Origin of the sequence: Streptomyces sp. NPDC085946, from assembly GCF_044540485.1 — a bacterium.
Taxonomy (GTDB): domain Bacteria; phylum Actinomycetota; class Actinomycetes; order Streptomycetales; family Streptomycetaceae; genus Streptomyces.
In genome coordinates, this window is record NZ_JBITSF010000001.1 from 787595 (window position 1) to 800943 (window position 13349).

The 13349-nt window shown below is 76.5% G+C and carries 14 protein-coding genes; 9 read left to right on the forward strand and 5 right to left on the reverse strand.

Annotation, left to right across the window (positions count from 1 at the left end; genetic code table 11):
• Positions 1-93: 93 nt before the first annotated feature.
• From pelF to ACIF8T_RS03515, 4 genes are read left to right on the forward strand one after another with little or no spacing between them, the layout of a single operon-like run.
• Positions 94-1614, forward strand: coding sequence for a GT4 family glycosyltransferase PelF (pelF, locus tag ACIF8T_RS03500; RefSeq protein ID WP_400030664.1), 1521 nt, complete (start codon positions 94-96; stop codon positions 1612-1614).
• Entirely contained in the window at positions 1611-3122 is a 1512-nt protein-coding gene (locus ACIF8T_RS03505; protein ID WP_400030666.1) for a hypothetical protein, read from the forward strand. Before pelF ends, ACIF8T_RS03505 begins: the two co-directional genes overlap by 4 nt.
• Positions 3119-3769, forward strand: a complete 651-nt coding sequence (locus ACIF8T_RS03510) for a spherulation-specific family 4 protein (RefSeq protein ID WP_400030667.1) — start codon at positions 3119-3121, stop codon at positions 3767-3769. The genes ACIF8T_RS03505 and ACIF8T_RS03510 overlap by 4 nt, the downstream gene beginning before the upstream one ends.
• Positions 3766-4566 carry an endo alpha-1,4 polygalactosaminidase gene (locus tag ACIF8T_RS03515; protein WP_400030669.1) on the forward strand — a complete coding sequence of 267 codons (801 nt, stop codon included), beginning with the start codon at positions 3766-3768 and terminating at the stop codon, positions 4564-4566. The genes ACIF8T_RS03510 and ACIF8T_RS03515 overlap by 4 nt, the downstream gene beginning before the upstream one ends.
• Before the next feature lie 92 nt (positions 4567-4658).
• Here ACIF8T_RS03515 and ACIF8T_RS03520 read toward each other — a convergent pair whose 3' ends face one another.
• Positions 4659-5450 (reverse strand): adenosylcobinamide-GDP ribazoletransferase, encoded by a 792-nt coding sequence (locus ACIF8T_RS03520; protein WP_400030671.1) that lies wholly within the window; start codon positions 5448-5450, stop codon positions 4659-4661.
• A gap of 60 nt (positions 5451-5510) precedes the next feature.
• Between ACIF8T_RS03520 and ACIF8T_RS03525 the strand changes: the two genes are divergently transcribed.
• Positions 5511-6275, forward strand: coding sequence for a hypothetical protein (locus ACIF8T_RS03525; protein ID WP_400030673.1), 765 nt, complete (start codon positions 5511-5513; stop codon positions 6273-6275).
• Between the two features lie 73 nt (positions 6276-6348).
• Here ACIF8T_RS03525 and cobT read toward each other — a convergent pair whose 3' ends face one another.
• Positions 6349-7494 (reverse strand): nicotinate-nucleotide--dimethylbenzimidazole phosphoribosyltransferase, encoded by a 1146-nt coding sequence (gene cobT, locus ACIF8T_RS03530; protein ID WP_400030675.1) that lies wholly within the window; start codon positions 7492-7494, stop codon positions 6349-6351.
• 177 nt (positions 7495-7671) lie between these two features.
• Between cobT and ACIF8T_RS03535 the strand changes: the two genes are divergently transcribed.
• Positions 7672-8757: a class I SAM-dependent methyltransferase gene (locus ACIF8T_RS03535; protein WP_400030677.1), complete on the forward strand. Its 1086-nt coding sequence runs from the start codon at positions 7672-7674 to the stop codon at positions 8755-8757.
• Positions 8758-8791: 34 nt separating this feature from the next.
• On the opposite strand, the gene ACIF8T_RS03540 is transcribed toward ACIF8T_RS03535, so the two are convergent.
• On the reverse strand, positions 8792-9991 hold the full coding sequence (locus tag ACIF8T_RS03540; protein ID WP_400030679.1) for a bifunctional adenosylcobinamide kinase/adenosylcobinamide-phosphate guanylyltransferase: 1200 nt from the start codon (positions 9989-9991) through the stop codon (positions 8792-8794).
• Between the two features lie 115 nt (positions 9992-10106).
• On the opposite strand from ACIF8T_RS03540, the gene ACIF8T_RS03545 reads away from it, so the two are divergent.
• Positions 10107-10319 carry a hypothetical protein gene (locus ACIF8T_RS03545; RefSeq protein ID WP_400030681.1) on the forward strand — a complete coding sequence of 71 codons (213 nt, stop codon included), beginning with the start codon at positions 10107-10109 and terminating at the stop codon, positions 10317-10319.
• Positions 10320-10426: 107 nt separating this feature from the next.
• On the opposite strand, the gene ACIF8T_RS03550 is transcribed toward ACIF8T_RS03545, so the two are convergent.
• Both ACIF8T_RS03550 and ACIF8T_RS03555 read right to left on the reverse strand, forming a co-directional pair.
• Positions 10427-11128, reverse strand: coding sequence for a class I SAM-dependent methyltransferase (locus ACIF8T_RS03550; RefSeq protein ID WP_400031478.1), 702 nt, complete (start codon positions 11126-11128; stop codon positions 10427-10429).
• 83 nt (positions 11129-11211) lie between these two features.
• Positions 11212-11841: a DUF3043 domain-containing protein gene (locus ACIF8T_RS03555; protein WP_400030683.1), complete on the reverse strand. Its 630-nt coding sequence runs from the start codon at positions 11839-11841 to the stop codon at positions 11212-11214.
• Between the two features lie 279 nt (positions 11842-12120).
• Here ACIF8T_RS03555 and ACIF8T_RS03560 point away from each other — a divergent pair, with 279 nt between their 5' ends.
• Together ACIF8T_RS03560 and ACIF8T_RS03565 are read left to right on the forward strand one after the other, a co-directional pair.
• Positions 12121-12924: a PspA/IM30 family protein gene (locus ACIF8T_RS03560; RefSeq protein WP_400030685.1), complete on the forward strand. Its 804-nt coding sequence runs from the start codon at positions 12121-12123 to the stop codon at positions 12922-12924.
• A 40-nt stretch (positions 12925-12964) separates the two neighbouring features.
• A complete protein-coding gene (locus ACIF8T_RS03565) occupies positions 12965-13246 on the forward strand; it encodes a hypothetical protein (protein ID WP_400030687.1) in 282 nt (93 codons plus the stop codon).
• Positions 13247-13349: the final 103 nt, after the last annotated feature.

Sequence of the window (13349 nt, forward strand, 5' to 3'; positions counted from 1 at the left end):
GGGCGCGACCGGCCACGACGGCCCGCACCCGGGCCCCGGGCCGCAGTTCCCCGCACGCATGTCATCCGCACCGAAGGGGGAAGCCGCGCAGCGATGCGTACCGGCCGTCATGTCACCATGCTCACCGAAGGCACCTATCCCCATGTCCACGGCGGGGTCAGCACCTGGTGCGACCAGCTCGTCAGGGGCATGCCGGAGGTCGACTTCCACCTCGTCCCGCTCACCGGCACCGGCCGCGAACCCGTGACCTGGGAGCTGCCGGCCAACGTCCGCGGTCACACGCCCGTACCGACCTGGGGGCCGCGCCCCGGCCGCACCCGGCCGCCGTACGGCCGGACCCGCCGCCGCTTCACCGACGCCTACGAGCGCTTCCTGCTCTCCTTCCTCGACCCCGCCCCGCCCTGCGACTTCGGCGAGGCGCTGTACGACCTCGCCGCGCTCGCCCGGGACGGACACCTCGCGGCGGCCCTGCGCACCGAGTCCGCGCTGCGGTCCCTGATGCGGATCTGGACCCTGCCGCACCTGCCGACGGCCGCCGCCCGGCCCACCCTGCACGACGCGCTGACCGCGACCGACCTGCTGGAGCACGCCCTGCGCCCGCTCGGCGTGCGCATCCCCGAGGAGTCCGTCGCGCACGCCGTCAGCAGCGGCCTGGCGACCCTGCCCGCGCTCGCCGCCCGCCACCTGGACGGCGTACCGTTCCTGCTCACCGAGCACGGCATCTACCTGCGCGAGCGCTACCTCGGACACCGCCGCGAGGCGCAGCGCTGGCCGGTGAAGGCGTGCCTGCTCGGCTTCTACCGCGCGCTCAACTCCCTGGGCTACCGGGCCGCCGACCTGATCACCCCGTGCAACCGGTACAACCGCCGCTGGGAGGAGCGCGGCGGCGCCGACCCCGGCCGGATCCGGACCGTGTACAACGGCGTCGACCCGCACGCCTTCCCGCACGCCGGCCCCGAACCGGAGGTGCCCACCCTCACCTGGTGCGGCCGCGTCGACCCCATCAAGGACCTGGAGACCCTGATCCGCGCCTACGCCCTGGTGCGCGCCGGGCTGCCCGGGACCCGGCTGAGGCTGTTCGGCCCGGTCCCGCCCGGCGGCGAGGCGTACCGCACCCGGCTGGAGAAGCTCGCCGCCGAACTCGGCGTCACCGACGGGCTGGTCTTCGAGGGCCGCGTCACCGAGGTGTGGCGGGCCTACGCGGCCGGGCACGTCGTCATGCTGTCGTCGATCTCCGAGGGCTTCCCGTTCTCGATCATCGAGGCGATGTCCTGCGGCCGGACGACCGTGTCGACCGACGTCGGCGGCGTGCGCGAGGCCGTCGGCGACACCGGCCTGGTCGTCCCGCCGCGCGAACCGGAGAAGATGGCCGCCGCCGCGCTGACCCTGCTGCGCGACGGTGAACGGCGCGCGGCACTGGGCGCGTCGGCCCGCCAGCGCGTCATCGACCGCTTCACCCTCAAACGCTCCGTCGACGCCTTCCGGACCGTCTACCAGGAGCTCGCCGGCCGGCCGGAGGTCTACCGGCCGGCCGTGGAGACCGTCGCCGACTGGACCCTCGAACTGCGCGACCCCTGGTACGCGGCCGTCGCCACGGACGGGACCGGCTGGTGAGCGGGAACGTCCGGCCGCCGGACTCCCGCCCGGACACCGTGCCCGCCGTCCCCCCGCAGCGCGCCGCCCCCGGCTGGGCCCGGCCCGACCCCGTCGACGAACTGGCCGCCCGCCTGGAGGAGTTCGTGGCGGCGGCCGTCCACCCCGACGAGATCGCCGCGCTGCTGGAGTCCGACGGCCTGTCGGACGAGCAGATACGCGAGCGGTACGGCGTGCGGGACTCCTTCGCGCTCGCCGAGACCCTGTACGCGCGGGTCGAGCGGCGCCACCCCGAGCCCGGCGGCCCCGCCCACGACCCCTGGCGGACCGGCCTGCTCGGCTGCCTGCTGCGCGGGGTGGTCTTCGCCCTGCCCGGCCTCGCCTACGTCCTCGGCGCGCCCTGGCTCACCGGGCCGCGCGGCGACCTGGGCCTCCCGGCGGGCACGGTCCCGCTGCTGGCCGGGGCCCTGTGCGGCTGGACCTGGAACCAGGGCCTGGCCCACCGGGCGTACTCCTGGCTGGGCCTCGGCGACCGCGCCGCCGCCCGCCGCTGCCTGCTGCTGGGCGCCCCGGCGGGCGCGCTGCTCGGCGCCCTGGTCGCCCTGGCCTGCGCGGGCACCGCCGCCCCGGCCGCGGTCGCCTTCGCCGCCGGGCAGTCCTGCTACCTCGCCGCGGCGACGGTCCTGCTCGTCATGGGCCGCGAACGGCTGCTGCTGGCCGCGCTGGCCCCGATGACGGCGGGCGCGGTCCTGGCCCTGGCCCACCCCGTGCCGGACGCCGCGCGCCTGGCCCTGCTGCTCGGCTCGCTCGCGGCGGTCGTCGTGCTCGGGCTGCGCGAGGCGGCGCCCGCCCTCGCCGGGCCGGGCGGCTGGACGGCGGGCCTGACCGCCCTGCTGCCCTTCGGCGCGCCCGGCACCGCCCCCGCGGTCCCGCCCCCGGCCGGGCCCCGGCTCGCGGGCTCCCTGCCGTACGCCCTGTTCGGGCTCGGCACCGGCGTCCTCGTGCTGTACGCGGCGCTCGGCGACGTCCTGGCGGGCCGGGCGCACAGCGCGGTCGCCGCGCCCGCCGCGGTGGCGCTCACCCTCAGCATGGGACCCGCCGAGTGGCTGCTGTACCGCTTCCGCAGCGGCGCGCTCGCCGGGCTGCGCACCGCCGGCACCCCGCGCTCCTTCCGGCGCCGGACGGCGGCCGGGGTCGCCGAGTGCCTCACCGGCTACCTCGCCGCCCTGGGCGCGCTGGCCCTCGCCACCGCCGCCCTGTGGCCGGACGCCCCGGTGCCCGGCGGCGTGCGGCTCGCCGGACTGCTCCTGCTGGGCGCGGTGCTGTGGACGGGCCTGCTGCTCCAGTCCTTCGGCGCGGTGCTCGGCGCGACCGCGGTGTGCTGCGCGGCGGCCCTCGCCCAGACCCTGCTCCTCGTCACCCGCACCGGCGACCCGCACCCGGCCGGGCTCGCCGTGCACGGCGCGGCGGCCGCCGTCCAGGCCGTCCTGGTGTGCGTCCTGCTGGGGAGGGCAACCGCCCACCGATGAGCGCACTCCTGATCCCCTACTACGAGCACCCCTCGGTCCGGCCCGCCGAGTGGGACGCCGTCGTCGCGGCCGCACCCCGCCTCTACGGGGTGGTCCTCAACCCGGCCAGCGGCCCCGGCGACCGCCCCGACCCGGCGTTCGCCGGGGTCGCCGCCCGCCTGCGCGCCGCGGGCGTCCGCGTCCTCGGCTACGCCGACACCGGCTACGGCCGCCGCCCCTACGCCGACGTCGTACGGGACCTCACCCGGTACCGCGACTGGTACGGCACCGACGGCGCCTTCCTCGACCGGGCCGCCGCCGGGCCGGAGGAGTTCCCGCACTACCAGCGGCTGGCCGTCGGCGCCTGGGGCGTCGGCTGCGGCACGCTCGTCCTCAATCACGGCACGGCACCGCACCCCGCCTACGCCCGGATCGCCGACGTCCTCGTCACCTTCGAGGGCAGCTGGGCGGCGTACCGCGCGCAGGCCCCGCGGCCGTGGCCGGCCGGCGGCGGGGCCCGGCTGTGCCACCTGGTGTACGGGGTGCCGCCCGGCGTCGACCTCGCCGGGGCGGCCCGGGCGCGGGGCGCGACGGTGCACTGCGCGGTGCCCGGCACCGGCGATCATCCTTGGGGTACGTTGCCGCACACCTTGGAGACCGACCCGTGAGACGCCCCCTCCTCCTGACCGCCCTGCTCGCGCTGCTGCTCGCGGGCTGCACCACGGCCCCCGACGACCCCGACGACCGGGCGGGCGGCGGCCCGCGCTGGCAGCCCCGCCCCGGCACAGCCTGGCAGTGGCAGCTCAGAGGCCGGCTCGACACCTCCGTCGACGTGCCGGTGTACGACATCGACGGCTTCGACCACTCCCGGGCCACGGTCGACGCCCTGCACCGCGACGGCCGCAAGGTCATCTGCTACCTGTCCACCGGCGCCTCCGAGGACTGGCGCCCGGACGCCGGGAAGTTCCCCCGGTCGGTGCTGGGCCGGGGCAACGGCTGGGAGGGCGAGCGCTGGCTGGACATCCGCCGCACGGACGTCCTGGAGCCGCTCATGGCGGCCCGGCTCGACATGTGCCGGGACAAGGGCTTCGACGCGGTCGAGCCGGACAACATGGACGGCTACCGCAACCGCACCGGCTTCCCGCTCACCGCCCGCGACCAGCTGCGCTACAACCGCCTGATCGCGGAGCTGGCCCACGAGCGCGGCCTGGCCGTCGGCCTGAAGAACGACCTGGACCAGATCCCGGAGCTGGTGGGGGACTTCGACTTCGCGGTCAACGAGCAGTGCGCCCAGTACGGGGAGTGCGCCGCCCTCACCCCGTTCGTCGAGGCGGGCAAGGCGGTCTTCCACGCCGAGTACGAGCTGCCCACCGGCCGCTTCTGCGCCGAGTCCCGCCGGCTGGGGCTGAGTTCGCTGCTCAAGAAGTACGAGCTGGGGGCCTGGCGCCGGACCTGTCCGGCGTGAACGTCCCCGCTCGCTCGTGAGTGCGGCGGCCGGGGCCGGTGGCGCGGGCGGCGTCCGCGGCCCCGGGGCGCCGGCGCCCCGGCCGGGCGGCGTCAGCCGAGGGACAGCACCACGAGGGCCGTCGTCGCGGCCGTCTCCGCGAGCCCCCCGAACACGTCGCCGGTGACCCCGCCGAAGCGCCGCGTGCAGTGCCGCAGCAGCAGTTCGGCGGCGCCCAGGGCGGCGGCCACCGCGAGCGCCGCGCGGACCGCGTCGGGCCGGCCGAGCAGCGCGCCCCCGGCCGCGCACACCGCCAGGACGGCCAGGGCGGCGAGCACCGCGCCGCGCACCGGGACCACGCCCGCCACCGCCGCCCCGAGTCCTTCCGGCCGGGCGGCCGGCACCCCGGTGCGGGCGGCCAGGGTGAGCGCCAGCCGGGCGGCGGCCGCCGCGACGACGGCGGCGAGCGCGCCCCGGGCCCAGGAACCGCCGTACGCCTGCGCCAGCGCGGCGACCTGGGCGAGCAGCACGAGGAGAAGCGTGAGGACGCCGAACGGCCCGATGTCCGACTGCTTCATGATCCTGAGCGCGTCCTCGGCGGGCCTGCCGCTGCCCAGCCCGTCGGCGGTGTCGGCGAGGCCGTCGAGGTGCAGCCCCCGGGTGAGCACGGCGGGCACCGCGGCGGTGGCGACGGCGGCGAGCAGCGGGCCCGCCCCGAGCGCCAGCAGGACGAGCCCGGCGGCGGCAGCGGCGGCGCCGACCACCAGTCCGGCCAGCGGGGCGCAGAGCATGCCGCCGCGCGCGGCGTCCCGGTCCCAGCGGGTCACCCGGACCGGGAGCACGGTGAGGGTGCCGAAGGCGAAACGGAGGCCGTCGAAGGGCGAGGTCGGCGAGGTCTGGGGCACCGGCGCAGGTTACCCGGCGGTCAGCAGAGGCCCCGCGGCGGCCGCGGATAAAGTGCACATATGGGAGATTGGTGGCAGCGGAACATCATCGAGCCGGGCAAGCTTCCGCTGCTCCTCGCCCTCGCCGCGTTCGTCCTGACCTTCGTCGTGACCCGGGTCGTCACCCGGCTCATCCGGGCGGGCAAGGGGCCGTTCGGCAACGTCGAGACGGGCGGGGTGCACGTCCACCACGTCGTGCCGGGCGTCGTCCTCGTGATCGTCGGGGGCTTCGGCGCGGTGGCCGGCGGCAACCACGGGTTCGGGGCGGCCTTCACCGCCGTGCTGTTCGGCGTCGGCGCGGGCCTCGTGCTGGACGAGTTCGCCCTGGTCCTGCACCTGGCCGACGTCTACTGGACCGAGGCCGGCCGCAAGAGCGTCGAGGTCGTCGTGATCACCGCCGCCCTGGTCGGCCTGCTCCTGATCGGCTTCTCGCCCTTCGGCGTCAACGACGTCACCCCGGACGAGGAGCAGGACCGCGCCGGCTTCCTCCTCACCACGGCGGCCAACTTCCTCTTCTCCCTGGTGGCCCTGGTCAAGGGCAAGACCCGCCTCGCGGTCTTCGGGGTGATCGTCCCCGTCGTCGCCCTGGTCGGCGCCGTGCGCCTGGCCCGCCCGGGCTCGCCCTGGGCCAGGCGCTTCTACCGCCGCCGGCACCGGGCGCGGGCCCGGGCGACCCTGCGCGCCTACCGCCACGACCGCCGCTGGGCCGGCCCCCGGCAGGCCTTCCAGGACTGGATCGGCGGCAAGCCCGACCCGGGACCGGCCCGCCCGCTCGAACGCCGCTGACGCCCAGGCGGGCCGGGGCGGTGCCGCGAGCGGGTGCCGGGCGGCCGCGCCGGGCCCTACGCCGACGCGGGCCCTACGCCGACGCGGGCTCCCCGGCGACCCCGGGCGCCTCCGGACCCGCCGGACCCGCCGACCCCTCCGCGTCCGCCCGCTCGCCGTCCGCCTCCGGCTCCTCCGTCTGCTCGGGCAGCTCGGCCGCCAGCGCCGCCGCGGCCTGCACCAGCGGCAGCGCCAGCAGGCCGCCCGCGCCCTCGCCCACGGTCACCCCCTGGGTGAGCAGCGGCTCCAGCGCCATCCGGTCCAGCGCCTTGGCCTGGCCCGGCTCCCCGCTGTCGTGCGCGGCCAGCCACCAGTCCGGCGCCCGGAACGCGATCCGCTGGCCGACCAGGGCGCACGCGGCCGCGACCACGCCGTCCAGCACGACCGGCACCTTGCGCACCGCGCACTGCAGCAGGAAGCCCGTCATCGCCGTGAGGTCGGCCCCGCCCACCGTCGCCAGCAGCTGCAACTGGTCCCCGAGCACCGGCCGGGCCCGCCGCAGCGCGTCCCGGATCGCGGCGCACTTGCGCATCCAGGCCAGGTCGTCGATGGCCAGTCCGCCCCGCCCGGTGACGACGGACGCGTCCGTCCCGCACAGCGCCGCGACGAGCACGCCCGCCGCCGTCGTCCCGCCGACGCTCACGTCGCCGAGCACCACCAGGTCCGTACCGGAGTCGGCCTCCTCGTCGGCGACCGCGACCCCGGCCCGGAACGCGGCCTCGGCCTCCTCGGCGGTCAGCGCGTCCTCGACGTCGATGCGCCCGCTGCCGCGCCGCACCCGGTGCCGTACGACGTCCGCCGGGAGGCCCGTCGGGTCGCAGTCCAGCGCCATGTCGACGACCCGCACCGGCACGCCCAGCCGCCGGGCCAGCACCGACACCGGACGGCCGCCCTCCAGCACCTGCCGCACCAGCTCCGCGGCGGTGCCCGCGGGGCGCGCCGACACGCCGAGCTCGGCGATCCCGTGGTCGCCGGCGAAGAGGACCACCCGCGGCCGTTCGATCGGCCGCACCGGCACGGCGGACTGCGCCGCCGCCAGCCACTCACCCAGGTCGTCGAGGCGGCCCAGCGACCCGGGCGGCACGATCTGACGCTCCCGGCGCGCCTCGGCGTCGCGGCGCACCCCGCCGTCCGGACGCTCGATCAGATCGGTGAAGTCGTCGAGATTAAGCGAGCTCATTCGCCGAACAGTACCGGCACCGGCCGCGCGGGACGGCGTCACATCCGCGGCCCGTCCGGACCGCCCGCCCCGGCCCGCGGTCACCACGCCGTCAAGCCCCCGGTCCACCGGAGACGGCCATCCCCTACGTACCGTTTTGCCGTGGTTCGCCGTACGTCCTCTTCCCGGGAGCCGCCCATGCCCGCGCCCTCCGCCCCCGTTGCCCCCTCCGCCCCCGCCGCCCCCGCCGTCTTCACCGCGCCCGCCGTCCCGCGGGCGACCGTCCGCGTCCACGAGCCCCGCCGCGCGGACTGCCCCTGGTGCGGCTCGCTCCGGCTGCGCACCCGGCTGCGCAGCGGCGACCTGCTCCGCCACAAGCCGGGCACCTTCACCGTCGACCGGTGCCGCGACTGCGGCCACACCTTCCAGAACCCCCGCCTCACCGCCGAGGGCCTGGCCCTGTACCGCCGCACCGTCCGCGGCGAGCCCCGCGACCACGCCGCCGAACGCGTCCTCGCCCTGCGCGGCAGCCGGCGCCGCCGCCGTTCCGCGGCCCACGCCATGCTGCGGTTCGGCGAGCCGGAGAGCTGGCTGGACGTGGGCACCGGACACGGCGGCTTCCCGGCGACGGCCCGCGAGGTCTTCCCGTACACCGCCTTCGACGGCCTGGACCCCACCCGGCGCGTCGAACGCGCCCGGGTCGCCGGCCGCGTGGAGGAGGCGTACGTCGGCCGGCTGACGGACCCGCGGATCACGGCCCGGCTGCGCGCCCGCTACGACGTGGTCAGCATGTTCCACCACCTGGAGCGCACCACCGACCCGCGCGCGGAGCTCGCCGCCGCCCTGGAGGTGCTGCGCCCCGGCGGCCACCTCCTGATCGAGACCCTGGACCCCAGGAGCGTGTTCGCCGCACTGTTCGGCCGGTGGTGGCTGCCCTACGACCAGCCCCGCCACCTGCACCTGATGCCGCCGCGCAACCTCCGCATCGAACTGGAGGCCTGGGGCTGCGCCGTCGTCGGCGTCGAGCACCACAGCGCCCACGTCCCCCACGACCTCGCCGGCGCCGCCGCCCTGGCCCTCTCGCACGCCCTGCCCGCCCCGGACACCCCGTGGCGCGCCATCCCGCCGAGCCACCTGCGGCAGCACCTGCGGACCGCCCTGCTGCGCGCGGGCAGCCCCCTGGTGGCCGCGGCGGCGGTGACGGACCACGCCCTGGCGCCCGTGCTGCGCCACACCCGGTTCGCGAACACCTACCGGATCGTCGCCCGCGCGCCGCAGGCGTGACCGGACGCCGGGGACCCGGCGCCCGGCACGCCCCTCACCCCCGCAGCACCGTCGCCTGCCCGGCCACCACCAGCACCACGTGCTCGCACTCCCGCGCGAACGCCGCGTTCAGCCGCCCCAGTTCGTCGCGGTAGCGCCGCCCGGACGCGGTGGCCGGGACGATCCCCGACCCCACCTCGTTGGAGACGGCCACCACGGTCCGCCGCGTCGCCCGCACCGCGTCCGTCAGGTCCCGCACCCGCACCCGCAGGGACCGCTCGCCCCCGTCCGCCCACTCGGCGTCGTCCCACGCCCCGGCGGAGTCCATCGCGTCCGTCAGCCACAGGGACAGGCAGTCGATGAGCAGCGGCGGCCCGTCCTCCTCCAGCAGCGGCACCAGGTCGCAGGTCTCGGCGGTCCGCCAGGAGCCCGGCCGCCGCTCCCGGTGCGAGGCCACCCGGGCCGCCCACTCGGTGTCCCCGTTGCGGGACCCGCCCGTCGCCACGTACAGCACGTCCGGGAACGCCTCCAGCCGCCGCTCGGCCTCCACCGACTTGCCCGACCGCGCCCCGCCCAGCACCAGCGTCCGCCGCGGCACGTCGGGGACGTCCTCGTACACGCCGACCACCAGCGTCGTCCCGTCCGGCACGGCCCGGGCCCCGGCCGCGGCGAGCCGCCGGGCGAGCTCCGGCCCCGGCGGCACGTCGTGGTCGAGGTGGACCGCGACGACGTCGGTGGTCGGCCCCACCGCGCCCACCGCCCGCAGCTTCGCCAGCGCGTCCGGCCGCCCCACCACGTCCGCGAGGACCATGTCGTACGGCTCGGCCGGCCGCTCCAGTCCCGCCGGCGCCCCGCCCGGCGGCAGGTACAGCAGCCGCTGCCCGTCCGGGCCGGTCACCGCGTACCCCGTCCCGGGCGCGTCCAGGGCCACCGCCCGCACCCGGTGCCCGGTCAGCAGTGCCAGCTCCCGCCCGTCCGGGACCCGGCCGGGCTGCGGCACCCCGGCCGGCACCTCCAGCGCCGGGCCGTCGTGGGGGTGCGACAGCAGCACTTGCCCCACGCCGCCCAGCGAACGCCCGGCGCGCGCCGCCGCGAACGCCGCGCCGGGCGTCAGGTCCAGCAGCAGCGCCCCGTCGAGGAGCAGCGCGGTCGCCGCCCGCGCGTCCGTGCCCAGCGCGGCGGCGCAGGCCGCGCAGGGACAGTCGGGGCGGGGGAGTCCCGCGGGGGCACCGGTGCCGAGGAGAGTCAGTTCCACGCCCTGATTTTCGCGTGTCCCCGCAGCTCTTGCGCGTCCGGCTAGGCTCTGGGCAGGAGCCGGACCAAGATCCGGCTTCCGCTGTGCAGTGTGCTCACACACATGGGAGGCGTACATGGCGGCATGGACGTGGCGGTTCGAGAAGACCGACGGGACGGAGGTCCAGCCCGCGGTGCCGCCGGAGGAGTTCCCCACCCAGGGGGACGCCGAGTCCTGGATCGGCGAGCACTGGAAGGCCCTGCGCGAGGGCGGCGCCGACCAGGTGCGGCTGTACGAGGAGACGACGGAGATCTACGGGCCGATGAGCCTGCACGCGGACGAGGCGTGAGGGCCGCGGACCGGGCCTGAGGTCCGGGCCCGTGGTCCGGGCCCGTGGTCCGGGCGGGGGCCGCCGGGGCCCTCGCCCGCCGTCCCGCGGCCGGACCGGCGCCGGGCTCAGCCGCGTACGCCGCACAGGTGCAGCAGCGCCGCCACCCCGCGGTAGGGATCCGTCCGCCCGGCCTTCTCCTCGACCGCGAGCAGCGTCTCCGGGTCGGCCGGCACCTCGGCGCCGTCCGCCGCCGTGTCCGTGAACACCCGCACGCCGTACCAGGCGTGCAGCGGGGCGCCGATCCCCGCGAGGGTCGCCGTCAGCGCGCCCAGCCGGTCGGCCCGCACGTCGAGCCCCAGGCGGTTGCGGTAGGCGGTGGTGTCGAAGGCGGCCAGCGCGCCGGCCCAGTCACCGGCCAGCCCGGGCCGCATCGCGAGCGCGTCGCCGTTGCGGACCAGCAGCGACAGCAGCCCGCCGGGCGCGAGCACCCGCGCCAGTCCCGCCAGCAGCGGGTCGGGCTCCTCGACGTACATCAGGACGCCGTGGCAGAGCACCACGTCGAAGCTGCCGGGCGGGAAGTGCACCCCGGTCTCCCGGCCGTCGCCCTCCATGATCCGCATCCGCTCCCGGATGCCCTCCGGCTCCCCGGCGAGCGCCGCGCGGGCCGCGGCGATCATCGTCGGGTCCTGCTCCAGCCCGGTCACCTGGTGCCCGAGCCGGGCCAGCCGCAGCGCCTGCGTCCCCTGGCCCATCCCCACGTCGAGCACCCGCAGCCGCTTCCCGACCGGGAACCGGCCGGCTATCTGCTCGTCGAGCTGCCGGGCCACCAGCTCCTGCCGTACGACGTCCCGCAGACCGCCCAGCACGTTCAGCCAGGCGTCCGCCGCGTCCCCGGCGAACGGCGTCGTGCTCAGGGCCGCTCTCCGCGCTTGACCTGCGGCTTGGGCAGCCGGAGCCGGCGCATCTGCAGCGAGCGCATCAGCGCGTAGGCGACCGCGCCGCGCTTGTGGTCGTCGGGGAAGCGCTCGGCGAGCCGCTTCTTCAGACGGAAGCCGGTGACGAGCGAGTCGAGCACGATCAGCACGATCACGATCAGCCACAGCAGCAGCGCGACGTTCTGCAGCGCGGGCACCTGCACCATGCTCAGCACGAGGATGACCACGGCCATCGGCAGGAAGAACTCCGCGATGTTGAACCGCGAGTCCACGAAGTCGCGCGCGAAGCGGCGGACCGGGCCCTTGTCGCGGGCCGGCAGGTACCGCTCGTCGCCGGACGCCAGCGCCTGGCGCTGGCGCTCCAGCGCGGCACGCCGCTCCTCGCGGTTGCGCTTGGCGGCCTCCTTGCGCGTCATCTGCGTGTTGGCGACGCTGCGGCGCTGCGACTGGGCCTGGCTGCGCTTGGGCGTGGGGCGGCCCTTGGGGGCCTCCGGGTGACGGGGCTGCTTGGAGTCGGTCACCGGCGCCTTGTCGGCGGTCGGGGCCTTCTCTTCCTTGGCACGGCTACGGAACACAAAACCCAAGGGTAAGGGCTTGACGGGCATGGACCCCAGTCCCGCGGGGAACGATCCGGCAACACCGGTCGTCTGTAAGGGGACAGAGAGGACGTCGGGTACGGCTCCGTCCGCTGCCGGCGGCCCCGGAGCACGACGGGACCCGCCCCGGGGGACCACCTACTCCTCACGCCGGAGCGGGACCGGGCACAGTCGTCCTTGGGGATGAGCGCATCCGTCCCCGAACAGTGCGGTAATGGAAGCAGGGCCCGTACTGTGGGTTCTGTCGCAGAGCTGGAGCTGGACGTCAGAAGGGGGCGCGCGAAGCCCATGAGCGGTGTCATGAAGCGTATGGGGATGATCTTCCGCGCGAAGGCGAACAAGGCCCTTGACCGGGCCGAGGACCCGCGCGAGACCCTCGACTACTCCTACCAGAAGCAGCTGGAGCTGCTCCAGAAGGTCCGTCGCGGCGTCGCCGACGTGGCCACCTCCCGCAAGCGCCTGGAGCTCCAGCTGAACCAGCTGCAGCAGCAGTCCTCGAAGCTGGAGGACCAGGGCCGCAAGGCGCTCGCCCTCGGCCGGGAGGACCTGGCCCGCGAGGCGCTCTCCCGCCGCGCCGCCCTCCAGCAGCAGGTGACGGACCTGGAGACCCAGCACGCGACGCTGCAGGGCGAGGAGGAGAAGCTCACCCTCGCGGCCCAGCGCCTCCAGGCCAAGGTCGACGCCTTCCGCACGAAGAAGGAGACGATCAAGGCCACGTACACCGCGGCCCAGGCGCAGACCCGCATCGGCGAGGCCTTCTCCGGGATCTCCGAGGAGATGGGCGACGTGGGCCTGGCCATCCAGCGGGCCGAGGACAAGACCGCCCAGCTCCAGGCCCGCGCCGGCGCGATCGACGAGCTCCTGGCCTCCGGCGCCCTGGACGACCCCTCCGGCATGCACAAGGACGACATCCAGGCCGAGCTGGACCGGCTCTCCGGTGGTACGGATGTAGAGCTGGAGCTGCAGCGCATGAAGGCCGAGCTGGCGGGCGGTCCGGCCGCCGGGCAGCAGGCCATCGAGGGTGGCACGAGCCAGTCCCAGGGCCAGTCCCAGCAGCAGCCGCAGGACACCCCGCGCTTCGACAAGCAGTAGACCGCCGGACGGAGCCGGGGCCCACGCCGAGGAGGGCGACATGATCGTACGGATCATGGGGGAGGGGCAGGTCGTGCTGGCCGACAGCCACCTCGCCGAGCTGGACAAGCTGGACGACGAGCTGCTGGCCGAGATGCGCAGCGGCGACGGCCCCGGCTTCCGCCGCACGCTCCAGGCCCTGCTGTCCCGGGTCCGCGAACTGGGCGAGCCGCTGCCGGACGCCTCCCTGGAGCCGTCCGAACTGATCCTGCCGTCCCCGGACGCCACCCTGGAGGAGGTCCGGGAACTGCTGAGCGAGGACGGGCTGATCCCGGGGACCTGACCGGTCGTGGACGCCGCCGGGCGGCGCGGGCCCGCACTCCGCGGGCACGTCGTGCCTCCCCGGTGTCCCGAGGAGCCGGGAGACGTCCCCGGGGCGGCACGGG

Excerpts from the sequence above, each read along its gene's own strand:
- pelF (WP_400030664.1), top strand. The coding sequence starts at position 94 with ATGCGTACCGGCCGTCATGTCACCATGCTCACCGAAGGCACCTATCCC.
- ACIF8T_RS03510 (WP_400030667.1), top strand. The coding sequence starts at position 3,119 with ATGAGCGCACTCCTGATCCCCTACTACGAGCACCCCTCGGTCCGGCCC.
- ACIF8T_RS03525 (WP_400030673.1), top strand. The coding sequence starts at position 5,511 with ATGGGAGATTGGTGGCAGCGGAACATCATCGAGCCGGGCAAGCTTCCG.
- cobT (WP_400030675.1), bottom strand. The coding sequence starts at position 7,494 with ATGAGCTCGCTTAATCTCGACGACTTCACCGATCTGATCGAGCGTCCG.
- ACIF8T_RS03535 (WP_400030677.1), top strand. The coding sequence starts at position 7,672 with ATGCCCGCGCCCTCCGCCCCCGTTGCCCCCTCCGCCCCCGCCGCCCCC.
- ACIF8T_RS03545 (WP_400030681.1), top strand. The coding sequence starts at position 10,107 with ATGGCGGCATGGACGTGGCGGTTCGAGAAGACCGACGGGACGGAGGTC.
- ACIF8T_RS03555 (WP_400030683.1), bottom strand. The coding sequence starts at position 11,841 with ATGCCCGTCAAGCCCTTACCCTTGGGTTTTGTGTTCCGTAGCCGTGCC.
- ACIF8T_RS03560 (WP_400030685.1), top strand. The coding sequence starts at position 12,121 with ATGAGCGGTGTCATGAAGCGTATGGGGATGATCTTCCGCGCGAAGGCG.
- ACIF8T_RS03565 (WP_400030687.1), top strand. The coding sequence starts at position 12,965 with ATGATCGTACGGATCATGGGGGAGGGGCAGGTCGTGCTGGCCGACAGC.